Origin of the sequence: Mycobacterium gordonae, from assembly GCF_002101675.1 — a bacterium.
In the GTDB taxonomy this organism is placed as follows: Bacteria; Actinomycetota; Actinomycetes; order Mycobacteriales; family Mycobacteriaceae; genus Mycobacterium; species Mycobacterium gordonae.
In genome coordinates this window covers 44010-66944 of sequence record NZ_LQOY01000026.1, presented here as the reverse complement: position 1 = coordinate 66944, position 22935 = coordinate 44010, and the positions used below count along the sequence as shown (strand labels likewise).

The window sequence follows — 22935 nt, the reverse complement described above, 5'->3', positions numbered from 1 at the left end:
CCGGCGCCGGAGATGTTCTGCGAGGACGCCCACATGCGGCGGGCCTCGTCCTCGACGGTCTGTGCGTGGGTCTCGAAACGCCCCGCCATGTCCCGCATTGCGTGCGGGTCAGTCATGAAACGTGTAGTCACCTGATTTCTCCTTTAACTTGTTACTGCTGTCGGTTAGTTAAGGCACGATGGCCGATCGGCTACACGCGGACGTATCCGCCGACCGGTAGTACTGCGAATCTCCCCTTTCGGTCAGCCGGCGGCCACCGGGTGCTCCACGGTCGGAAAGGTGTCGAACCCGGACACCGCTGTCCGGGTTGACGGCGAATGCAGGTGATGCGTGAGCGATGGCCCCGACCGGCCGTCAAACCCCGCTATCACCGCCTGTTGAGACGTCGCAGTCGAACTCAAGTCCGTTGCTGTCCGTCCCCAAATCTCAACGCGTCAAGTCGCTCAGCCTGCGGCTGCAGCGTTGGCGGCCTCGGTGGCCGCGTACGAACCGGAGCTGGTCGACAAGGTGTTGACGAACATCTCGTGAATCGCCGCGGCTTGAGCGCTGACGGCCTGGTACATCTGGGCGTGCGCGGCGAACTGCGCAGCGGTCAGCGCCGAGACCTCATCGGCCGCGGCCGGAACCACCCCCGTGGTCGGTGCCGCAGCGGCTGCGTTCTGAGCGCTCATTGTGGTGCCGATACCCTGCAGGTTTCCGGCCGCAGCCGCCAGAGCCTCCGGCTGTGTGGTCACGAACGACATGCTGTTTCCTCCCTAAATTCATCCCAGCAACCGCTCCCTCGGGACGAGAGTAGATGACTGCGTGGCGCCAGGTCGCCCTCGACGCCGCCTGGTCGACATTTGTTCACTAGACGGCAATACGAAGTGACCTCTCGTAACGACACAGTAACAGCGTCTGACCTGCTTCGGAGGGCACTCGCAGCACTGAGTTGCAACTGTCGAACGTTCAGCGGTCAAAGGGCGCTGGCCTGGCATTTCAGGGCATCGCCCTACGAGGCGCGCAGCTCGGCCTTATGCCGCGGGCAATAGGCGTCGATGGCCGCGCCGACGAAGAATCCGGAGTGATAGGCGGGCATGTTGCTGCTGTTCAGCACGTCGTTGGCGACATCGTTCGGTGACATGCCGTTGTCGAGTTTGACGCAGACGAAGTGGCCGGCCTCGATCGCGTGCGCGTTGGACACGTGATCGGTGATGCCCTCCGATCGCAGCGCCGCCAGGAACTTGTCGTCGGTGGTGTCGGCATGAGCCGGTGCCAGCGCCAGGGCGCCCAACACCGCTGTCAGCGCCCCGGCCGTGACCAGACGAGCCGCGCGAATATGCGATTTCATTCAGCTGCTCCCGGAGGTGGTGATCTGCTGGCCTAGCCGAACTGCGATCGTCGAAGGGCGGCTTTCTGGTACTCAATTTTCGCGAGTGCGGATCCACACATCCAGTTGAGCAGACAGTTATACACAACTTATTTACCCGCCGGCCACTTAGCGCCCCCGCCGGCGATCTGCTGCGCTCCGGCAGCGGTGCAGGCAACCGCGGAATGGCCGGCGAATTCCTGAAGCGGCCCAGCAGGATTGCCGTTCACGGGCAGGACCACCGGATGCCACCGACCGTTAATTTTCGGCCCGCGGTAATTCCGATAGTGTTTCTCCTTGCGGATGTCGAACTTGGAGAAAGAATTTTCGAGCGGTGCTGACTGGAATTCAATTCGATTACCGGAACCAGAGGACTGAATTGCGACTGAACCGATTTGGTGCCATTCCCGTTCTTACCGCCGCGATGGTCCTGCTGTCCGGATGCGGCGCTAAAGACAGCGCAACTGCGCCGAGTTCAGCCTCCGGCACTTCGCCGGTCAAAGTGGATTGCGGCGGAAAGCAGACCCTCAAGGCCAGCGGGTCGACCGCCCAGGCGAACGCCATGAGCCGGTTCGTGAGCGTATTCGAGCGTGCCTGCCCGGGGCAGCGGATCGACTACACGGCCAACGGGTCGGGTGCCGGGATCCGCGAATTCGTGGCTGGCCAGAGCGATTTCGGCGGCTCCGATTCCCCGTTGAGCCCGAGCGAGTACGCCGACGCCGAACAACGGTGCGGATCGCCGGCGTGGAACCTGCCCGTGGTGTTCGGGCCGGTCGCCGTCACCTACCACGTCGATGGGGTGTCGGCGTTGACGCTGGATGGCCCGACCTTGGCCAAGATCTTCAACGGCGCCATCACCGACTGGAACGACCCGGCAATCGCGGCGTTGAACACCTCGGCCAAGCTGCCCGCTGAACCGATCCGGGTGGTGTACCGCAGCGACGAGTCGGGAACGTCGGACAACTTCCAGCGGTACCTGGACACCGCTTCCGGCGGCAGCTGGGGCAAAGGCGCCGCCAAACAGTTCAAGGGCGGTGTCGGCGAAGGAGCCGAGGGCAACGACGGCACCGCCGCGGCGGTGGGCCGCACCGAAGGAGCGATCAGCTACAACGAGTGGTCGTTCGCGCAGGCGCAGCATCTGAACATGGCCCGGATCATCACCTCGGCGGGTGGGGATCCGGTGGCGATCAGCACCGATTCGGTAGCCAAGACCATCGCCTCGGCCGGGGTGGTGAACAAGAACAACGACCTGGTGCTGGACACGATCTCGTTCTATCGGCCGAGCCAGCCCGGTTCATACCCGATCGTGCTGGCGACGTATGAGATCGTCTGCTCGAAGTACCCCGATGCCCAGCAGGGAGCCGCCGTCCGCGCATTCCTGCAGAGCACCATCGGATCGGGTCAGAGCGGCTTGGCGGACAACGGCTACATTCCGATTCCAGAGGCGTTCAAGGCGCGATTGTCGGCGGCCGTGAACGCCATCTCGTGAAAACGCCGGCGCCTCAGCCGACCGGCAGTTGGCGGGGCATGACGGTGGGTTTGAACCCGTAGCGCGGAGCCGCACCCGCGCCGCGACCACTGCCTCCGCCACCAATCGGCATGCCGCTCAAGACATTTCCGGCTGCCGCCGACTCGCCGGCGGTGATCGGCTCACTGATCATCTGCACAGCCGGGCGAACGATAGGTGCCGCCGCCGACGCGCCGGGCCACGACGCGGGAACCGCCAGGTGCCCGATGTGGGCGCCCTCGCCCAGGCCGGCGGCCACCTGTCCGCCGGCACCGAGCGCCGCGCTGATCGGGGGCGTCGGGACAGCGGCCGCCGCCGCCGGTGCCGCGGTGTTCAACAAACCCGCCGACTTGGCCATCTGAACACCGAAGTTGCCCATACCGACGCTGAAGTACGGCAGCCCTTCGGTGTTGTAGAAGAAGCTCGCATAATTCGAGTAACCCTGCATGAACGTGCCGAGGTTGTTGGGCAGTGTGGTCTGCCCGGTCAGCAGGAACCAGATCTCGGTGAGTATCGGAAACTGCGTTGCGGTCTCGGTCAGCAGTTGCTGTGTCCCGGCCGGGGTGGCAAGCAGTCCCAGCTGGCCGGTGATCTGGCTGAAGAAGCTTTGCAGCGACTCCTGGATGGAAGCCGCCGGGGCGGCCTGGGCGGCGGCCACTGCTGCGCTCTGAGTCGCCGTGCCGGCCGCGTCGGTGATACCCGGGGCGGCGGTGAACGACTCCAGTTTCGACGCGAGCGCCGAGGACGACGCATACCTGTACATGGTCCCGGCGTTCTGCGCCCACATCTCCGCATACTGGGCTTCCAGCTGCGCAATCACACCGTTGTTCACACCGAACACGTTGGTCTGCAACGCTTGGGCCAGTTCCGCGCGATTGACCGCCACCAGCGGCGGAGGCACGACCGCGGCGAAAGCGGTCTCGAAGGCGGCCGCGGCCGACTGAGACTGGACGGCGGCCCGTTCCGCCTGCCCGGCGGTGGCCGTCAGCCAGTCCACGTACGGCTGCGCCGCCAGCGCCATCGTTGCCGAAGCCGGACCAAGCCATTCCTCCCCGGCTAACCGGCCGAGCACCGTTTCGTAGCCCTGAGCAGTCGATGTGAGTTCGGCGGCCAACGCGTTCCAGGCGGATGCGGCAGATACGAAGGATGCTCCCCCCGGACCGGCATACATCATCGCCGAGGTGACCTCGGGCGGTAGCGCCCCAAAATCGGTTGCCATGTCGCGACTCCTCAATATCTCTGCGAATCAACAAAATTCATCCGGCTGACGGAGGTCGGGTAAGCACGGTGTAACGCAGTCCGTAACGCACACCCAGATTGCCGGCACGCTGGCCGTCGCGTGTTCCGAACGACAATCCGCGCAGTGCGGCGTTGACTCCGTTGACGTGGCCGGTGTCGCCGGCCGAGGGCGTGAGGTGGGTGGCCGCCGTGATTGCCGGCGCGGGTTCGGTGGCACCGGGCGCACCGGTCCAGCTCGCCGGCACGGACAGCCCACCGACCTTGGCGGACGAGGCGATACTGGCCGACAGTCCTGCCCCACCGTGGTAATTCCAGCCGCCGGCGCCCAGCGCGGCGAATTGCGGCGTCGGATACCAGGCGCCACCGGAACCCGCCGTCGTGCCGAGTCCGTCCTGCAGCTGCTGTCCGATGGACCAGCCGAAGTTGGCGAGGCCGACCCCGAAGTAGGCCTGCAGCGTTTGCCTGATCGCGGTATACATACCGGGATAGAGGCCCGCCCAGTTGTTATCCGGCGTCGGCAACCACCCGAGCATGGGGACGGTGCGCACCGGGGTGTCGGTGATGATGACCACGTCGGACGTCGCCGCCGCCGGTGCCGCCATGAACTGGGGTCCGAGCTGCGGAAGCGCGGCCGCCGAGAGCAGCTGCGGAATCGTCGGGGTGGTGCCCGGCGCGGACGTGTCCGCCGGCGCCGCCGGGTTGGTGGTCGTCGGGGGTTGGGAGAACCGGCCCAATTCGGTGGCCAGTGCCGACGACGCCGCGTACCCGTACATCGCAGCCGCGTCCTGGGCCCACATTTCCAGGTAGTCGGCCTCGGTCGCCGCAATCGCGGGAGTGTTCTGCCCGAAGAAGTTAGTCGCGACCAGCGTCATCAACAGGACTCGGTTGGCCGCGATCACCGGCGGTGGCACCGTCAGGGTGAACGCGGCCTCGTAAGCCGCAGCGGCCGCGCGGGCCTGCACGCCCGCACGCTCCGCCTGGCCGGCGGTCGCGCTGAGCCAGCTCACATAGGGTGCCACCGCGGAAAGCATCGACCGGGATGCCGGGCCGATCCACGGCGAACTCGTCAGCTCGCCGATGACCGAGGCGTAGCCCCTTGCGGCCGAGGCCATTTCGCCCGCTACGCCGTCCCAGGCCGAGGCCGCGGCCAGCATCGGACCCGGTCCCGGACCGCTGTACATGCGACTGGAATTGATCTCAGGCGGCAGTGCCCCGAAGTCGAACAACACCCCTCCTGACGATTGGCGTCGCTATCGCGCGGAGCAGTCACAGACTGGACTCATTGGAACTTAGAGGCGTGGTTCGGGGTTTGGGCGCGGCAAAGCCAACAATTCATTGCTCGTGAATGTCTGTTAACCCGGAATTCAGCCTTCAGTCCATTTCCAGCAGAATCGCCATTTCCGGACAGGCGTCGGCGCCGTCGCGAACCAGTTCCTCATCCTGGGGCTTGACCAGGTGTTCGGGCAGAATCGAATACCCAGACTCGTCGAGCGGGAACAGCTTCGGGTCGACTGCGTAACACTGAGCGTGCCCAACACATTTCGACCGGTCGACACGAACCTTCACCCGGCCAGCTTAGCCGTCGGTCGGCCGCCGATATGCCACACGGCAATCGGATTGGTAGGTTTCTCGGGCATGGCGCCGTTGGCAGCTGCGCGGGATGAATTGAGGAAAGTTTTGCTTTCATGAGTGCCGCGGATGGAAGCCGGACGCAGTCTTTTTATCTGCCCCGGCTCGAATACTCGTCCCTGCCGCTGACCGATGATCGCGGGGCCGGATGGCGAACTCTGCGCGACGCCGGCCCGGTGGTGTACATGAACGGTTCCTACTATCTGACGCGGCGCGAGGACGTACTCGCCGCGCTGCGCAATCCCGGGGTCTTCTCCTCCCGGCTGCTGCAACCGCCGACCAATCCGCTTCCGGTGCTTCCGCTTTCGTTCGATCCGCCCGAGCACACCCGGTACCGCAAGATTCTGCAACCCTACTTCAGCCCGCACGGGCTCAGCGAATCGCGGCCGGTGTTGCAGCGGCACGCGACCGCGATGATCGCGGAGCTTGCCCGGCGGGGCCAGTGTGAGGTGATGACTGATTTCGCGCCCCTGTATCCCTTCCAGGTGTTCCTCGACCTCTACGGGCTGCCGCTGGCCGATCGGGATATGTTGATCGGGTGGAAGGATTCGATTGTTGGCGATAAGCCATTCCTCACCATGGCCGAGGCGCAGCAGGGTCAGGTCGAACTGCTCGAGTATCTGACCGACGCGATCCGCCGGCGCCGGCGGCGGCCGGGCTCAGATATGTTGTCCCGGATCATGACCGGTCCCGGAGACTTCTCGGATCTCGAATTGCTGGGCATGAGTCACCTGCTGATTCTCGCCGGCCTCGACACGGTCACCGCGGCCATCGGCTTCGCCTTGCTAGAGCTGGCCCGCAGGCCGCAGCTGCGCGCGGAACTCGTTGACGATGTCCGGCAGATCCGGGTCTTCATCGAGGAAATCGTGCGGCTCGAGCCATCAGCGCCGGTAGCCCCGCGCATCACGACCGACTTCGTCAACGTCGGCGGGATGACGCTGCCGCCGGGGTCGCAGGTGCGGCTGTGTCTGGCGGCCATCAACCGCGACGGCAGCGACGCGACCAGTACCGATGACCTGGTACTGGATGGAAAAGTGCACCGCCACTGGGGTTTCGGTGGCGGACCGCACCGCTGCCTGGGGTCTCATCTGGCCCGAATGGAACTGACCGTCATCGTCGCTGAGTGGCTGCGGCAGATCCCCGATTTCGAGCTCCCGGTTGGGTTTCAGCCCGAAATCGCATTCCCGTCAAAGACATTCGCCCTGACGCAGCTGCCCTTGCGGCTGGGCTAGCCGGCGAAGGGCGGTCGCGCCATGACGGTCGGGCGGAATCCGTACTTCTGCCCGCCGGCTGCCGCGGCGCCGGGTCCCAAACCGCCCAAGGGCATGCCGCCCAACAGGTTTCCGGTGGCTTCCGGAGTGGCGCTGATGCTGTTGATCGGAATCGGCGCGCCGTGGCTGACGGCCGGACCGAGCGTCGCGATCGCCGGCGGCACCGACAGCTTGCCGACGGAAGCGGCTTGCCCAAGGCTCGCCGCCACCGGTGCCCCACCGCCGCCCAGCAGGCCACCCAGGCCTCCCAGCCCGTGGGCGGCGCCTGCGGCCGACGACGCGGCCGGCGCGAGTCCTTTGCTCAGCGACAGCATGGTGTTGGCCATACCGGTCGAGAAGTACGGCAGGCCCTCGATGTTGTAGGCGGGTCCGGCGAAATTGCGGAAGGCCGTGATGAACCACTGCGGGTTGATGGTGCTGCTTCCGCCGATGCCCGTCAGCGCCGACCCCAGCAGGGAGTTCGGGTTGAAGGCGATGCCGGTCAGCGATTCGCTGGTCGGATTCAGCCCCAGCAGGGCCATGTTGCTGGGTGAGGCCAGACCCGCCAACTGCGTCTGTATCCCGTTGAGCAGGTCCGTCAGCGTCTGCTGGGCCGAGCCGGCGGCGGTCGCGGTCGCCTGGGAGACGGCGGCACCCTGGATGGCCGATGCGGTCGGGCTGGTTGTCTGCGGCGGCGCGGCGAACGGGGTCACCTTGGCTGCGGACGCCGACGATCCCGCGTACTGGTACATGGCCGCGGAGTCCTGGGCCCACATTTCACCGTACTGCGCTTCCAGCGCCGCGATGACGTTGTTGTTCTGGCCGAAGACATTGGTCGTCATGGCTTGGGCCAGCTCGGCGCGATTGAGCGCGACGAGCTGCGGCGGGACCGTGGCGGCGAACGCGTTCTCGTAGGCGGCGGCGGCCGCGGTGGCCTGGCCGGCGGCCTGCTCGGCCTGCGTCGCGGTGGTGTTCATCCATGCGACGTATGGCGTGATCGCCTCTGCCATCGAGGCCGACGCTGGCCCCATCCACTCCTCGCTGGCCAGCCCCGTGACCACCTTGTCGTAGACCAGCGCCGAGGAGTTCAGTTCCGCCGCCAGCCCATTCCAGGCGGAGGCGGCGGCCACCAGCGGCCCCGAGCCAGGGCCGGAATACATCAGTGTCGAATTGATTTCCGGCGGCAACGCCCCGAAATCCATTGCGCGGTCCCCTATCTGCTCGCGGCCGCGTTGGCGGCCTCGGTGGCTGCGTATGAACCGGCGCTGGTCCCCAGGGTCTTGACGAACATCTCGTGGATGGCCGAGGCCTGGGCGCTGACGGCCTGGTACATCTGGGCGTGCGCGGCGAATTGTGCTGCGGTCAGCGCGGACACCTCGTCGGCGGCGGCCGGAACCACTCCGGTCGTCGCGGCGGCAGCGGCCGCGTTCTGCGCGCTGACGGACGAGCCGATACCCTGCAGGCTGGCGGCGGCCGACGACAGTGCCTCGGGTTGGGTGGTTACGTATGACATCTGACTTCCTCTCGAATGACGCTGCGGATCAACATGTTTCAGTGCGCGTGAGCTTTGGGTGGCACTCCTTCGGGGTCATCCGGCCGACGGCGATCGAGTCAGCACGCTGTATTTGAACCCGTACTTGTTCGTGTAGCCGCCGGCGGCGCGACGGCCGAGTCCGCTGGTCGGCAGTCCGCTCAGCATGCCGTTGGTGGTGCCTTTGGACGCCGCGGCGCTGAGGCCGTCGAAACCTGCCAAGCCCGGCGGCAACGGAGTCACCTGCCCGACCGTGTTCGCGGCCCAGGTAGGCGGCACCGACAGCTTGCCGACCGTGCCGGCCTGAGCCCATCCGGCAGATACCGGCGTCCCCCAGGCGCCGATGGCACCGGGAGGTGTCAGGGCGCCACCCAGGGCCGGGTTGGGAGCGGGCGCACCGGGCAGCATGCCGGCACCCCAAGCGAGGAGTGAGTTCGCCGATCCCAGCGCGAAGTAGGGGTAATTCGTAACGGAGTTCCAGATGTTCGTGGAGTTTCCGAACACCGTCGCGATCAGGCCGTTAGAGCCCAGGAACCATGGGGGCAATGCGACCGAGTCCGGAGCGAACGAGAAGCCCAATCCGGTAAGGAGCCCTTCGAGGCCGGTCACCGGGGCCGACGTGGATACCGGCGACCCGAGGGTGCCCAGCAGTGAGGCCAGCGCCAGGGTCGGGCCGACGGTCGCCGCGGCGTTGCCCGCGGGTGCCGCGGCGGCCTGGCCGACGGCCGCTGCCTGCCCGGCCTCCGCGCCGGCGTTGGTGGTGGGCGGCGGCGGGGTGAACGGACTCAGTTGCAGAGCGGTCGCTGACGAGGCGGCGTAGCCGTACATCGCGACGGCGTCCTGCGCCCACATCTGTGCGTAATGTGCCTCGGTCCCCGCGATCGCCGGCGTGTTCTGTCCGAAGAAATTGGTGGCGATCAGCGTGGCAAGCAGCGCTCGATTTGCCGCGACCACTGGCGGCGGCACCGTCATGGCGAACGCGGTGTCGTAGGCGGCGGCAGCTGCCCTGGCCTGCGTTGCAGCCTGCTCGGCCTGGTCCGCGGTGGCGCTGATCCAGGCCACATAAGGCGCGATCGCGGCCACCATCGACTGGGATGCCGGTCCCACCCACGGCGAACTGGTCAACTCGGTGATGACCGAGCCGTAACCCGATGCCGCCGTGGTCATTTCGGCGGCGAGCCCATCCCAGCCCGCCGCTGCGGCCAGCATCGGGCCCGATCCGGGGCCGGCATACATCCGGCCCGAGTTGATTTCGGGCGGTAACGCTCCGAAGTCCAACACCACCCCTCCTCAGCCAGCCGAGACCGCCTCGGCGGTCTGGCTTTCGGTTGCTGCGGTTGCTCCCCCATGCGGTGACCGAGCTCAGTCGTGCAGCGGGTCGGTAATGCTGCGCTTGCCGGATGAGCTGCCGAGAACCCAAATATCTCTCCAACCACAAAAAAGCCGGAGATAGTAGCATCGTCAGCAGTTATCTGGTTTGCTTTCGCGCAAGCACATAGAAAACACATTAGAACCTGAAATCAGGCGAGGATACCGATGACACCGACTATTCATTCCCGGCCAACCGTTGTTCAGCGGGCGTTAAACCATCGATCGAGCGCTGCGCTCTGACCTGCACAAATCGGGGGGACGGATCCGCGACAAATCGACTGCGACCCTGTTTCCGAGCGCAATGTTCACCGCGATGTCGCTAGGGCCGCACAAGCAGACAACGCCGCCGCGCCGTGTCGAATCCAGCGAACTGGAAAATCGACAGCGACGCGGCGGCGTTGCTTGCGCTATGACCTGACTGGAACTACTTGCGCACCTCGGTGGCCGCAACCTGAACGAACACGCCGGTGTCCTCGGCCATGAGCAGGCCTCGACCACGGGGCAGCGGGCCGCCCTTCATCTTGCCGCGGATGAAGCCTTCGTCCGGGTCGGCGTCCATGACCAGCAATGGCGCGTTGGCCTGGTGCAGGGCACGTAGCATCGGGTCGCTGCCCGCCGACGACCAACCACCGAAGGTGCGCGTGACGATCACGTGCAACCCGACGTCTGCAGCCCGGTTCACGAACGGAACCACCTTGTGCAGCGGCGAATCGAAGCCCGGCGGCAGCTGCTGGATATCGTCCACGATCAGGAAGATCTCCGGACCACTCCACCACGACCGCGACAACAGCTCCTCGGCGGACAGACCGGGCGGCGGCTCGCGTCCCGCCAGGGCAGCCGCCAGCTCACCCATCATGGCCACCACGCCGTCGAGGTTGTAGGCGAACTTCTCCACGTAATCGGAGCCCAACGCGGTGAGCAGCTGACGGCGCGGGTCGATCAGCCACACCTGCGCCGACGGCCGTCCGGGCGGAGGTGGCGGCGCGCTGGTGGAACCCGGCGCGTACAGCCGTCCGATCTCGGACATGATCGTGGCCAGCGTCGTGGTACGGCCACACTCGCGACGGCCGGTGACCATCAGGTGCGAGTTCTCGGCGAAGTTGAGATACACCGGCTGCAGGTCCAATTCCGAGATCGCCCAGGCGATTCCGCCGGCACCGACGCCCTGACGGGTGTCGCGGGCCGCCAGTTCGCGGACCTGCTCGACGCCGAACCGGGCCGGCAGACGACGTACCGGAGGTGCCGCTGCCGTGGTGAGCCGGCTGACGGCCGCGACAACGCTGTCACACTCGAAGACGTTGTTCGGCGTGCTGGCCAGTGCCGGGCGCGCCACCAGGGTGTGCAGGCCGGCCTGCGGGTCGCTGTCGAGCCGCACGTAGTTGACCGCCACCATGCCACGCCCGGGCTTGACCGGAACGTCCTTGGCGAAACGCGAGCGCACCAGTTTGGCGTCTTCGACTGCGGCCAGACGCAATTCGACACGGGAACCGAAACCGCTTCGCACCGGCGGCCGCAGCTCCGACTCGCGGTCGGCGGTGACGATGACGTGTACGCCGAACGAGGGACCCTGGTTGATGATCACGTTGACCTGGTCGATCAACACCTCGTTCTCCTCGGCCAGCGCCCGGTAGTTGTCGATCACCAGGAACACATCACCGAACCCGTCGTTGGGCACCGGGCCGGCTTCCCCGCCGAACTTGCGCCGGCGGAACATCTCCATCGACGCGATGCCGTATTCCAGGAAGCTGCGCTTGCGCTCGCGCACCAGCGCCAGCAGTTCGGCGACCGTACGGCGCACGCCGTAGGGATCGGTGGGACCGGCGACCTCGCCCACGTGCGGGAACTGCGCCACCGTCGTGAGTGCGGTGCTGCTGTAGGCCAGGCAGTAGAACTGCACCTGTTCGGGCGTGTGGGTCAGCGCCGCGGCGCAGATCAGCGTCTGCAACGCGGTGGTCTTGCCGGACCCGCCGGCACCCAGGATCAGCACGTTGGCACCGGGGCCGGAGGTGTCCACCGTCCACGGCGGCTGGTCGTGCTTGAACGGCCGGTCGATGATGCCGATCGGGAACACCAGGTTGCGGGCCGAGCCGTAGTCCTTGTTCCACGGGTGGCCGAGGAAACGGTTGACCAGCTCGTCGATCGCGACCGGCTCGGTCAGTGGCGGCTGCCACAAGCGGTACGGCTCGAAATTGATTCTGCGGAGCTGGTCGATGATCACGGTGCCGACCTTCGGCGTCCGGATCGCTTCCTCTTCTTCGTCCTCTTCGACGTGGCCGTTCAGCGCCTCGCCGTTGCTGAAGCTCGCTACCGGCTCGATGCTCGGACCTCCGACGCTGACTTCCATCGGGGTGAAGGAGTTGGTGAACAGTTGCGGGCGCACGTAGTCGATGCTGTGCACCAGCACCGGCGCTTCCTCACCGTCGACGGTGGAGATGCGCAGGTAGTCGCGCCAGAGGAACTCCGCCTGGAACCGGATGATGTCCTCGAGGCTCTTGCGGAAATAGCCCAGACCGGCCTGGGCCGGCAGGTTCACCGCGTTCGGTACGCCTGCCGCCTGCGCGGCGCCGGCGGTGCGTGCCTTGAGCACCAGGCGGTAACCCATGTTCTCCATGAGCTTCTCGGCCCGGCTCTCAATGGTCTGCGAGGCCATCATCAGGTGAATCCAGTAGGCGCGACCCTGGCGGCCGATCGAGTCGAGCACGTCGACGGCGGTCGGCATGATCCGGAACCACTCGTAGAACTCGTCGATGACGACCACCAGCATCGGCAACGGCGCCATGTCCTGGCCGCGGGCCCGCATTCTGGCCCGCACCGAGTTGTACTCCTTGGCGTCGTCCACCCCGGCGCTGTCGCAGATCGCCTTACGGCGGGCGATCTCACCCCACAGCGCGTCCAGGAACCGCTCCATCAGCGCCTGGTCTTCTTCGAGGTCGGTGATGATGCGCGAGACGTGCGGCACGCCGGCGAACGGCTTGACCGCGGACCCACCCTTGAGGTCGGCCAGCACGAACTGCAGTTCCTCCGGCGGGTGGCCGAGCATCAGTGACTCGATCACGGTTCGCACCAGCGTCGACTTACCGGAACCAGTGGTACCCGACATGACGCCGTGCGGGCCGTCGCCGCCTTCGTCCAGCGACTTCATGTCCAGGAACAGCAACTCGCCGTTGTCGGAGCGGTTGCCGAACGGCACGCGCAGTCGGGATCGGCCCATGGTGTCGGTGCGGCTGCCCCACAGGTCTTCGAAGTCGATGTCCGCCGGGTCGCTGATCCCGTAGTAGGACAGGATGTCGCGGGCCCCGATGTGGGCGACCCGCTGGCCGATCTCCTCGTAGGCCTCGGCCAGGCGCCACTGCGCCAGCTTCTGGGCGAATTCCTCGGCCTCGGCCGTGCTCATCTGGTCGGTCAGTGCGAAGAACCAGGCCTTGTCGTCGATCACCATCCAGGTGTCGCGGTCGCGGGGCAGTGCTTCGATCACGCCGATCTTGTCGAAGGTCAGCTTGCGCTCGGGCACGTTCGTCCACATCTCCGAGCCGGTCAGGTCGAAGAACGTCACGCCGTCCACACCTTCGGCGCTGATCACGTACTCCCACTGCGGGTCGTCGACGTCGGCGATGATCACGTGGTGCGGGGTCGGGGTCTGGGCGGACGAGCTCGCGTGCCGGGGTGTGAACGAACCGCGGCCGGCGAACAGTTCGGCCTGCTCGGCCGCGAATTCGCGCACCGAGCTGTAGACCATCCGGGCGCTGCCCGCGGCGTCGGTGCGCCGGGAGTCACCGAAGTGCGGCAGCCACTTCACCCAATCCCACTCGTCCAGGTCGGAACTGACGACGATCAGCCGGATGTGGTCGGGGCCGTGCGAGAAGGCCAGCTGACAGATGATCGCGCGCATCAGCCCCAGTACCTGCGGGCGATCGCCCACCAGTGCATACCAGGGCTCCACCAGCACCGAGATCATCTTGGGCAGGTTGTAGACGACGCTCTGGTAGCGGCCGAACTCCTGCAGCGCCTTGCCGGTCACCGGCTCCAGCTCGATGTCGGTGGGCATGTTCTGCGGCTCGCCCCAGGTCACCTCGGGGCGCGTCATGCCGACCCCGACCCGGACGACCCCGAAGTTGAGGTCTTTGCCGTCGGGCTTGCGTTCCCACATCCGTTGGGAGCCGACCGCGGCGGCCAAGGTGTTCGGCGCGGGGTGGAACCAGCGGTAGTTGGCGTCCATGCTGTCGGCGGACTCCTGCGCGGTCTCCCGCAGCATGTCCAGCATCAGCATGAACTGGGCACGCATGGCGTCCAATTTTGGGCGGCTCATCTGCTGCTGACCGCCGAAGCGGCCACCGAACATCATCATCATCATGCCGCCGACCATGAAGATCGGGAAGATCGAGCCAACGCCGCCGAACACGTGCGAACCGCTGGCGAACGTCATGGCCACCATGCCGCCCAGCAGACCGATCACCACGACGCCGACCACGATCAGCCACCAGGGTTTGCCCTCCGGCGGCGGAATGCTCAGCGGCGTCGGCAGGACGATGTTCTCCGGCTTGATTACCGGAGGCTTCTCCGGTGTAGGCCGCGCAAATCCACGTTTCACTTCGGTACCACCAACTCTGCAGGGGTCATGTCCATCGGGAGCGTGTCGTGCTCCACGAGGGCGTCGGCACGAGACAAGGTCGGACCCTGCGGCAACAACCGGAGCGCCACCCAGGGCGCCATGCTGGGTTGCAGCGTCAGACCGAGCGCGTCGCGGGCTTCCTTCGTGTCATCCACCCCGAACCGCGCGCCGGCGTTGGTCAGCCACCACAGCGACTCTGCCGTCTGGGCGCCCGGGTTGTTGCCCGTGACTGCCACGAAATTTGCGTAATTGGGGCCGAAGTAGACCTGGTCGGCCTCACGACCGGTGACGTCCGACTTCACCAGGCTGACGACATTCTTCATCTCACTGGACTTGATCGGGATGGTCGGCCCGGAGACGACCTGGATGCGGGCCCGGTTCTCGCCGTTGGTGCGTTCCCACCACCAGCAGGTCGACGGATTCTCCCGGATGTCCAGGACGTTCAACGGGTCGTTGGGGTACGCCGACAGGTCCAGCCTGTTGACCACCGGCATTCTGGCCAGCGCCGACGGTTCCACCGTGACCGGCTTGGTGTTACCCGGGCGTCCCGCGTTCTGCAGGATCTGGGCCACCAGCGGCGGCAGGGTCTGGACGCCGTCCTCCAGCACCAGCGAATACTGTTGCGGCCCACTGATCTGCGGCGTCACCAGGATGGTTCCGACCGGGCCCGGGGCGCCCTGGAAGGTCGCCGGGGCGCCCGCTTTGGGCACCTCCGGAACCAGGAGCTCGGGTCCGACCGGGAGGGCGTCATAGAGCGCGTGGCTCATCGGGCGCGCCTGACTGACCTGCTCAGGGGTCAAGCCCAGCGGCAACAACACCGAGCGGTCGGTGGCGTCGATCTTCGACCGGCGGCCCTCGCGGATCACCCAGGTGTTTCCGCCGTAGCTCAGCACCACGGCGTCCGAACCGTTGAGGATGCGGCGGTGGCCGCTCATGTCCGGCGTGCCGTCGATGACGGTCACCGTGACGCCTGCCGGCGACGGCATGCCCGAGGGACCGGACGTGCCGCCGACGGTGTCGCACACCAGCCACGACGACGTGGAGGGACTCTTCGGTGCGAACTCGGAGGGAGCCCCGGGGATGCCGACCAACGGCCCGTGCGGCATGTTGGCGATCTGGCTTCCCTTGACCAGGTGCGGGTTATCGGGCCGCCCGGTGATCAGTCGCGCCGAAGCCAGGTTCAGTGCGGGGTACAGCCGATCCCCCACCTTGACGTACAGGGCGCCGGAATCGCGGTCGGCGATGATCGGCGACTCGTTGATCTGGCCCGCCGGGCTGATGAACGAGTACAGCAACGCGCCCAGGCAGATGACCAGGGCAGCGGAAACGGAAGCGACGACCGCCAGGGTCTGGCGACGGCCCGGCTCGATCTCCATGCGCACCCGCCAGCGGGTCAGCGCCATCGCGGTGCGGCGAGCCAGGAACTGATAGCCAGTCACCTGGGTGCGCGTCGACAACCCGAGGCCGTAGCCCGACCCCCGCTGTCCGCGGCTATGTTCAGCCACGCTTGATCACCTTTCGGTCATAACGCCCGGATATGAAACGCCCGCTAATCGGGAAGCGCCAAATCACATCGACAACGGTAAGGCACCTGCGCAGACCTTGCCAGGCGTTCGATCCCCCGCGGAGTCGTCGTGACTTCACTGGGCATGTTAGCTGCGAATCACCGACTCGGCGCGCTAAGTAGCCCAGTGTTCACATCGGCGGCAGGGGACCCGCTGAGCTGCGGGGCGGGTGGCGGGACGTAAAAATGTTGTTCCATGACCGAGCTAGCGCCGTCGCTTGTCGAACTCGCCCACCGGCTCGGCATCGCCATCGGATACCAGGACTGGCGTGGTCAGCAGGTGTTCGTCCCGGAAGCCACCCTGGTGTCGGTTCTGGGCGCGCTCGGCGTTTCGGCGAGCACGGAACAGGAACGCAACGCGGCCCTGAGCGCATTGCTGCGGTCCTACTGGGCCCGATCGCTGCCGCCGACGATCGTCGGACGTGCCGGTGCGCAACTGCGGTTCTGGGCGCACGTCACCCACGGCGCTCCGGCGGAGGTGTGGCTGCAACTCGAGGACGGCACGGAACTCAGCGGCCCGGAAAGCCGCATCGTGCAGGTCGACAACTTCACCCCGCCGTTCGATCTGGATGGACGCCAGATCGGCGAGGCAAGCTTCCTGCTCCCGGCCGATCTGCCGCTGGGCTACCACCGCGTGCACCTGAGCTCCGGTGACCACCGTGCCAGCACTGCGCTCATCATCACGCCGGACTGGCTCGGGATGCCGGAGCGGCTGGGAGCACGCCGTGCCTGGGGATTGGCCACTCAGCTCTACAGCGTGCGGTCGCGGCAGTCCTGGGGCATCGGCGACCTGACCGACCTGGGTGATCTGGCGCTGTGGTCGGCCTGGGGGCACGGCGCCGACTATCTACTGGTCAATCCGCTGCACGCCGCTTGCCTGCCGGCCCCGGGGGGCGGTGGTGGGCGAATCGAACCGTCGCCGTACCTGCCGACTTCGCGTCGTTTCGTCAATCCGCTGTATCTGCGGGTGGAGGCGATTCCGGAGTACGCCGACCTGCCCAAGCGGGGCCGGATCCGGGATTTGCGCGAACGGGTCCAGCGGCGGGCCGCACGGTCGGACACCATCGACCGCGACAGCTCCTGGGCCGCCAAGTGCGCGGCCCTCAAACTTGTGCACGCCGTGCCGAGATCAGCCGGGCGGGAGCTGGCCTACGCCGCCTTCCGCGCGCGGGAGGGCCGGGCCCTCGACGACTTCGCCACCTGGTGCGCCCTGGCCGACAAGCACGGCACCGATTGGTATCAGTGGCCGAAATCGGTGCGACATCCCGACGCGTCTGGTGTCACCGCCTTCGCGGCGAAGAACGCGACGGCCGTCGATTTCCACCGGTGGTTGCAGTGGCAACTGGATGAGCAGCTCGCCGCGGCCCAGTCGCAGGCCATCCGGGCCGGCATGGCGCTGGGCATCATGCATGACCTGGCGGTCGGCGTGCACCCCACCGGCGCTGACGCCTGGGCGCTGCAGGATGCGCTGGCGCTGGGGGTGACCGCAGGCGCGCCTCCGGACGAGTTCAACCAGCTGGGCCAGGACTGGTCGCAGCCTCCATGGCGGCCCGACCGGCTCGAGGAACTGGAATACCGGCCGTTTCGCGCGTTGATCCAGGCGGTGCTGCGGCATGCCGGCGGAGTTCGGATCGACCACATCATCGGCTTGTTCCGGTTGTGGTGGATCCCCGAGGGCCGGCCGCCGACCGAAGGCACGTACGTGCGCTACGACCACGAGGCGATGATCGGGATCGTCGCCCTGGAAGCCCAGCGGGCCGCTGCGGTCGTGGTCGGTGAGGATCTGGGCACCGTCGAGCCCTGGGTACGCGACTACTTACTCTTACGTGGCCTGCTGGGCACCTCGATTCTCTGGTTCGAGAAGGACGAGGCAACCGGCGCGCCGCTGTGCGCCGAGCGCTGGCGGGAATACTGCCTGTCCTCGGTCACCACCCACGACCTGCCCCCGACGGCCGGTTACCTGACCGGCGACCACGTCCGGTTGCGGGAATCGCTGGACCTGTTGACCCGGCCCGTCGCGGCCGAGGCGCAGGCGGCCGCCGATGAACGGGCGGCCTGGGTGGCCGAGTTGCGCCGGGTTGGCCTGCTCGACGACGGCCAGGAGAGCCCCGAGCAGCTGATTCTCGCCTTGTACCGCTACCTCGGCCGGACGCCGTCGCGGCTCCTGGGTGTGGCGCTGACCGACGCCGTCGGGGACCGGCGCACCCAGAATCAGCCGGGCACCACCGACGAGTACCCGAACTGGCGGGTCCCGCTGACCGGTCCAGACGGGCGGCCGATGCTGCTGGAATCGGTGTTCACCGACCCCCGCGTCGCTCGACTGCTCGACGCAGTGCGTGCCGTGACCACCCCGGCGAATTCATGCTGATCGACCGGGCTGCCCTCAGCGATCTGGTGCACCGGTACGCCGCTTTGGTGGATGATCGCCAATTCGATGCGGTGGCAACACTATTCACTGATACTGCGGAGCTGGTGGTGGCTGACCCGCCGGCGACGCTGGAACCGGTCCACGTACATCGGGGCCGCGATGCCATCGCGGTCGCGGTGGGTGCGGTGGCCCGGGTCGCGCGCACCGAGCACGCGGTCGTCGGCGAGGTCTACGACCTGGCGGGGCAACCCGGTCTGGCCCGGGGACGCATCACCGGAATCGCCCACCACTGGACCCAGCGTTCGGTTGATGGCGACGGGACCGAAATCGTGGACGTGATCTGGCATCTGCGTTACGACGACGAGTACCGGTTGACCGACGCGGGTTGGCGAATCAGCCGCCGGGCGCTGACGGTCAATGCCATCGAAACCCGGCAGGTGCGCCGGCTGCGATCGTCCGAGTAGCCCGGAACCCGTTTGCCCGTAAGATATTTCGGGTAGGCGTTGGAAGGCTCGATGTGGTCGTTCGGGACGGCCGACTGCAATTGACTGCAGAGGGAGACGCTGATGGCCGAGATCGTGCACATGCCTCGCGCCGAGCGCGAGCTGGGGGAATTCGAAGATGCCGCGGAGCGCAGGCCTGTGCTCATGGTGATGGCGGGAGCCGTTCTCGCATTTGTCGTGTCGGTGGCGGCGTTCGCCTTTGGCCAAGCGGGGGTGGGTGTTTCGGTGTCCAGTGGTGGAATGCTGGTTTTCGGCGCGGGGCTGTCCTGGCTCAGCATGGAGCGCAGGCGGGTAAGGGAAGCGGAACGCGAAGCGCTGCTGCCCAATTGGCGCCGTTGAGCCTCAGCGCAGCTCGGCCAGGTTCTCGACGGACCTCTTGACATCGGAGCGCAGAACGCGGGCGACCAGGCGTCCGACCGGTCCGCTGAGCACTCCACCGGACAGGTCGGCGGTGAGCTGGAAGTCCGAACCGGGGTCTTTCGGCGTGACGGCCATCGCGACCGTTAGGCGGACGCCGCCACGCCCACGGCCTTTCAGCTCAATCGAATTGGGCTCGTCGTAGTGCGTCACTTCCCAGTAGATGACGTTGCGGAATCCCTTGACCTTGATCAGCGACGCGACACAGGTGCCCTCTTCGATCGTGTCAGGCACCTCCCCTCGCCAGCCACCGAAGATCGTCATCCATTCGTCGAATCGCTGCAGATCCGATGCCAGCTTCCATGCGGCTTCCGGTTCCACCTCGGAGGTGGTCGACACCTCTACCCTTGCCAACGAATCCGCTCCTCTGCACTCGGGGTCAGGGCGGTTGCATACCCGGGTGTCCAGGGTGGGTAAACCCGACCGTGGCTCGCCAGCGCTGCAGTTCGCCACAGTTTCTAATTTGTACAGTCGCCATAGTGTAAATTTGCTCAACGTGAGTAGATCCCTTGACGCGGGGGCCGACCCCCGCACCGGATTGGCGATGTCAGAACGTCAGTTGGGGGTGGACTATGCCAGCGAGGTGCATGCCGCCGAGGACGTCGTCGACGTGGAGTCCTACGGCGGTGGCTTCGATCTCACGCGCCGCGCCACGGCCCCGCGCTTGCGGGTCGGCCGGGACAAGTGGTTCAACCTGCTCTGGCTGATCCCGATCGGTTTCGTTTTGCTGCTGGCCGGCGTCGCGGTCGGTAAAGGGCTGCACCACATGCCGGCGGTGCAGTCGTTCATCGCGCGTTATCCCGGCACCGATGAGCATTCCGGAGCCGTCGGACGGCCGGCGTGGATCGGGTGGACGCACTTCTTCAACCTGTTCATGATGACGTTCATCATCCGTTCCGGCATTCAGATCCTGTGCGATCACCCTCGGCTCTACTTCAGCCGCAATGCGACGCCGGGCAAGGATGAGTGGCTGCGGGTGGGACCGCCCGTCCCGGACGATCCATTGTGGACCGCCAACGCCGACACCGTTGCTCTCCCACCGCAATTCGGGTTGCCCGGCTTCCGGCACTCGATCGGCCTGGCCCGTTGGTGGCACCTCGGCGTCGACGTGTTGTGGATGGTCAACGGCGCCGTCTTCTACGTACTGCTCTTCCTCACTGGCCAATGGCGGCACCTGGTGCCGACGAGTTGGGATGTGTTCCCCCAGGCGGCGTCGGTGGCCATTCAGTACGCGTCACTGCAGTGGCCCACCGACAACGGCTGGGTCGCATACAACGGCTTGCAGTTGCTCGCCTACTTCACCACCGTGTTCATTGCGGCTCCGGCGGCGGTGATCACCGGACTCGGCATGTCACCGGCTCTGTCACAACGGGTGCACTGGCTCAGCAAGCGGTTGAGCATCCAGCATGCCCGCTCTCTGCACTTCCTGGTCCTGGTCTACTTCCTGTTCTTCATCCTCACGCATGTGACGATGGTTTTCGCCACCGAGGCCCTGCGAAACCTCAACCACATGTTCGCGGCCCGTGACGACAACGGATGGGTTGGCTTTGCGGTCTTCTGCGTCGCGATGGTGATCGTGGCGATCGGATGGGTTGCCGCAACCCCGTTCACCATTCGCCACCCACGCGTGGTGCAGCGGGTCGGGTACGCGCTGGTCGGCCCCTTCCAGCGCTCGCTGGAACGGCTCAATCCCAAACCCGGCGCCTTCACCGAGAAGGACATCTCGCCCTATCACTGGCGCAACGGCCGCCTGCCGGAAACGGTCGAATACAAGGAGCTGGAGAAGAACGATTTTGCGGACTGGCGGCTGCGCGTGTACGGCCTGGTCGAGAACCCGGTGGCGTTCTCGCTCGAGGACCTGCGCGCGCTGCCCTACCACGATCAGATCACGCAGCACTTCTGCATCCAGGCCTGGTCGGGAGTGGCCAAGTGGGGTGGGGTGTCGATGCAGACCATCATGGACATCGTCAAACCGCTGCCGGAAGCGAAATGGGTGGTCTTCTATTCGATGGGCCTGGGCGCCACCGGTGGCATCTATTACAACGCGCATCCGATCGAGCAGATGACGCACCACATGAGCATGCTCGCCTATGACATGAACGGCGAGCCGCTCCCCTACCTGCACGGCCGGCCGCTACGGCTGCGCAACGAGCTGCAGCACGGGTTCAAGCAGGTCAAATGGATCAAGGGCATCGAGTTCGTCGCGCACTACTCCGAAATCGGCAGTGGTTACGGGGGTTACAGCGAAGACCACAAGTTCTTCGGCCGCCACCAGACGCTGTAGCAGGCGCTTAGGTGGGACACACCTGGTCGACCCACGACTTCACGACTTCGTTGTTCTTGGTGTAGTCGGGGTCGTCGAAGTGCGCGCCGCCGGTGGTGACGAAGTGTTCGATCGCGGACTTGACCGAGGACGGCGGGTTATACCGCTCGAGGGTGTCGGCGGCCTTGCGCGCCGCATCCTTGTCGGACGCCGTCAGCAGATCCAGGTTTGCCCCGGTGACATCCACGCACTGGCTGGAGTCGAGCGTGGTGACCGGTGCCGACTCGGTCGAGGTGGCTTCGCTCGACGAGGCTGAGGTCGAGCTCGAGGCCGAAGTCGACTTGGCCGGGCTACTGGGGCCCGACGAGTGGACCACCGTCGTCTTGCTGGACGTGCAGCCCGCCGTCAGTGTCGTGGTAACCACGACAGCCGCAATCCACCACCGCTTTGCCATCAAATCCTCCTGGACGTGCGGCAACCACTCCCGGCGCGGTTGCACCGCCGTAGAGTAACGCAACGGTTGTGCCTGAGTTGGTGTTTGAGCTGCACAGATCCGCAGCGTGTACCGGACGCGGCTAACTACCCCAAGCGGCCGCCACCTGGGTGGCTACGTCGATTACCTGAGCCGACTGAGATTGCGGAGAGTCGATCTCCTCGCGGACGTACTGGGCGATGAAGCGCCGTATCTCCCCGTCCACGCCCGCGAGGATGCGTAACACTTCGCCGCGGATGGACTTAGACGAGACATTGACGGTGATGTCCGAGGGCCGCGGTTTGGAGACGTCGACGATCAACAACAGGGGCTCGGCCGCCCGCGCGGTGGCACGCAACGCGATGTCACCGGTCACCATGAACCGTTGCTTGTCCAGTCGCAGGTCCAGCAACAGGTCGATGGACAGCGGGATGTGGATGACGAAGGTGATGAGGTCACCGAGCTTGCGGGTGACCCGCGGCTCCTGGATCTTGACGTTCGCGCTGACCTTGGCGATCCCGCCCGGGCCCTGGGCAATCGGTTCCATGGCGAACTCACTGCCCGCGATATCACTCAGTGCGGCGGCGACCCGATCCGGCGTGACGGCAACCTCGAAAAATCTGCGGCCGAACTCTTCGTAGCTGAGGAACTCGTGATTTTCCATAAGATTTATACGGTCTCATGCCACCCGCCCCATGAGCCGCTGATCCGCTCGAGTCGCCGAAAATTCGGCCTGCCTCATCGGCCTGAAGTGTGATCCGCACCACCACGCCGGCGGTTGTGAAGAACGCCACAAGCGGGCGCTTCGATTCGGTGTGTCGGGCGACGGCCTGCCAGGCTTGACGTCATTGGAGGTGTTTAGTT

At 66.2% G+C, this 22935-nt stretch carries 21 protein-coding genes; 7 read left to right on the top strand and 14 right to left on the bottom strand.

All coding sequences use genetic code 11. The features are described from left to right. The 3 genes from AWC08_RS05080 to AWC08_RS05070 form a co-directional block, all read right to left on the bottom strand. Positions 1-131: WXG100 family type VII secretion target (locus AWC08_RS05080; RefSeq protein WP_463842729.1), on the bottom strand; the 131-nt coding region annotated here is incomplete at its 3' end. Between the two features lie 312 nt (positions 132-443). Continuing rightward, the gene (locus AWC08_RS05075; protein WP_055579137.1) at positions 444-743 is read right to left on the bottom strand and encodes a type VII secretion system ESX-5 target PE19; all 300 of its coding nucleotides are present in this window, start codon (positions 741-743) and stop codon (positions 444-446) included. A gap of 248 nt (positions 744-991) precedes the next feature. Beyond that, positions 992-1330, bottom strand: a complete 339-nt coding sequence (locus AWC08_RS05070; RefSeq protein ID WP_065132024.1) for a DUF732 domain-containing protein — start codon at positions 1328-1330, stop codon at positions 992-994. A 397-nt stretch (positions 1331-1727) separates the two neighbouring features. On the opposite strand from AWC08_RS05070, the gene pstS reads away from it, so the two are divergent. Then, positions 1728-2837 (top strand): phosphate ABC transporter substrate-binding protein PstS, encoded by a 1110-nt coding sequence (gene pstS / locus AWC08_RS05065; RefSeq protein WP_065132030.1) that lies wholly within the window; start codon positions 1728-1730, stop codon positions 2835-2837. A gap of 13 nt (positions 2838-2850) precedes the next feature. On the opposite strand, the gene AWC08_RS05060 is transcribed toward pstS, so the two are convergent. The 3 genes from AWC08_RS05060 to AWC08_RS05050 all read right to left on the bottom strand — a co-directional run bounded on the left by AWC08_RS05060 (position 2851) and on the right by AWC08_RS05050 (position 5660). Continuing rightward, the gene (locus tag AWC08_RS05060; RefSeq protein ID WP_065132023.1) at positions 2851-4074 is read right to left on the bottom strand and encodes a PPE family protein; all 1224 of its coding nucleotides are present in this window, start codon (positions 4072-4074) and stop codon (positions 2851-2853) included. 37 nt (positions 4075-4111) lie between these two features. Continuing rightward, a complete protein-coding gene (locus AWC08_RS05055) occupies positions 4112-5320 on the bottom strand; it encodes a PPE family protein (RefSeq protein WP_069435170.1) in 1209 nt (402 codons plus the stop codon). 145 nt (positions 5321-5465) lie between these two features. Then, on the bottom strand, positions 5466-5660 hold the full coding sequence (locus AWC08_RS05050) for a ferredoxin (protein WP_065132022.1): 195 nt from the start codon (positions 5658-5660) through the stop codon (positions 5466-5468). 119 nt (positions 5661-5779) lie between these two features. Between AWC08_RS05050 and AWC08_RS05045 the strand changes: the two genes are divergently transcribed. Beyond that, entirely contained in the window at positions 5780-6955 is a 1176-nt protein-coding gene (locus AWC08_RS05045) for a cytochrome P450 (RefSeq protein ID WP_085087430.1), read from the top strand. Here AWC08_RS05045 and AWC08_RS05040 read toward each other — a convergent pair. The 5 genes from AWC08_RS05040 to eccB form a co-directional block, all read right to left on the bottom strand. Further along, positions 6952-8175 carry a PPE family protein gene (locus tag AWC08_RS05040; RefSeq protein ID WP_065132020.1) on the bottom strand — a complete coding sequence of 408 codons (1224 nt, stop codon included), beginning with the start codon at positions 8173-8175 and terminating at the stop codon, positions 6952-6954. The genes AWC08_RS05045 and AWC08_RS05040 overlap by 4 nt on opposite strands. A gap of 11 nt (positions 8176-8186) precedes the next feature. Further along, complete coding sequence (locus AWC08_RS05035; protein ID WP_065132019.1) at positions 8187-8486, bottom strand: PE family protein; 300 nt, start codon at positions 8484-8486, stop codon at positions 8187-8189. A gap of 75 nt (positions 8487-8561) precedes the next feature. Then, on the bottom strand, positions 8562-9785 hold the full coding sequence (locus AWC08_RS05030; RefSeq protein ID WP_085087433.1) for a PPE family protein: 1224 nt from the start codon (positions 9783-9785) through the stop codon (positions 8562-8564). A 514-nt stretch (positions 9786-10299) separates the two neighbouring features. Further along, entirely contained in the window at positions 10300-14463 is a 4164-nt protein-coding gene (gene eccCa, locus AWC08_RS05025; RefSeq protein WP_065132018.1) for a type VII secretion protein EccCa, read from the bottom strand. Further along, positions 14460-15989, bottom strand: a complete 1530-nt coding sequence (eccB, locus tag AWC08_RS05020) for a type VII secretion protein EccB (RefSeq protein WP_065132017.1) — start codon at positions 15987-15989, stop codon at positions 14460-14462. The genes eccCa and eccB overlap by 4 nt, the downstream gene beginning before the upstream one ends. Positions 15990-16244: 255 nt before the next feature. Between eccB and malQ the strand changes: the two genes are divergently transcribed. The 3 genes from malQ (at position 16245) to AWC08_RS05005 (ending at position 19258) form a co-directional block, all read left to right on the top strand. Beyond that, complete coding sequence (gene malQ, locus AWC08_RS05015; RefSeq protein ID WP_065132016.1) at positions 16245-18416, top strand: 4-alpha-glucanotransferase; 2172 nt, start codon at positions 16245-16247, stop codon at positions 18414-18416. Continuing rightward, complete coding sequence (locus tag AWC08_RS05010; protein ID WP_065132015.1) at positions 18410-18880, top strand: nuclear transport factor 2 family protein; 471 nt, start codon at positions 18410-18412, stop codon at positions 18878-18880. The genes malQ and AWC08_RS05010 overlap by 7 nt, the downstream gene beginning before the upstream one ends. A gap of 102 nt (positions 18881-18982) precedes the next feature. Next, positions 18983-19258 carry a LapA family protein gene (locus AWC08_RS05005; protein WP_232008055.1) on the top strand — a complete coding sequence of 92 codons (276 nt, stop codon included), beginning with the start codon at positions 18983-18985 and terminating at the stop codon, positions 19256-19258. A gap of 3 nt (positions 19259-19261) precedes the next feature. On the opposite strand, the gene AWC08_RS05000 is transcribed toward AWC08_RS05005, so the two are convergent. Further along, positions 19262-19690, bottom strand: coding sequence for a type II toxin-antitoxin system Rv0910 family toxin (locus AWC08_RS05000; protein WP_174900755.1), 429 nt, complete (start codon positions 19688-19690; stop codon positions 19262-19264). A gap of 190 nt (positions 19691-19880) precedes the next feature. On the opposite strand from AWC08_RS05000, the gene AWC08_RS04995 reads away from it, so the two are divergent. After that, positions 19881-21620 carry a molybdopterin-dependent oxidoreductase gene (locus AWC08_RS04995; RefSeq protein WP_065132014.1) on the top strand — a complete coding sequence of 580 codons (1740 nt, stop codon included), beginning with the start codon at positions 19881-19883 and terminating at the stop codon, positions 21618-21620. Between the two features lie 7 nt (positions 21621-21627). On the opposite strand, the gene AWC08_RS04990 is transcribed toward AWC08_RS04995, so the two are convergent. Further along, positions 21628-21846, bottom strand: a complete 219-nt coding sequence (locus AWC08_RS04990) for a hypothetical protein (protein WP_069434784.1) — start codon at positions 21844-21846, stop codon at positions 21628-21630. Between AWC08_RS04990 and AWC08_RS04985 the strand changes: the two genes are divergently transcribed. Further along, on the top strand, positions 21836-22111 hold the full coding sequence (locus AWC08_RS04985; RefSeq protein ID WP_142283414.1) for a hypothetical protein: 276 nt from the start codon (positions 21836-21838) through the stop codon (positions 22109-22111). The genes AWC08_RS04990 and AWC08_RS04985 overlap by 11 nt on opposite strands. Positions 22112-22174: 63 nt before the next feature. Here the strand turns inward: AWC08_RS04985 and AWC08_RS04980 are convergent, their stop codons facing one another. Then, positions 22175-22735 carry a hypothetical protein gene (locus AWC08_RS04980; RefSeq protein WP_065132011.1) on the bottom strand — a complete coding sequence of 187 codons (561 nt, stop codon included), beginning with the start codon at positions 22733-22735 and terminating at the stop codon, positions 22175-22177. Positions 22736-22935 lie beyond the last annotated feature (200 nt).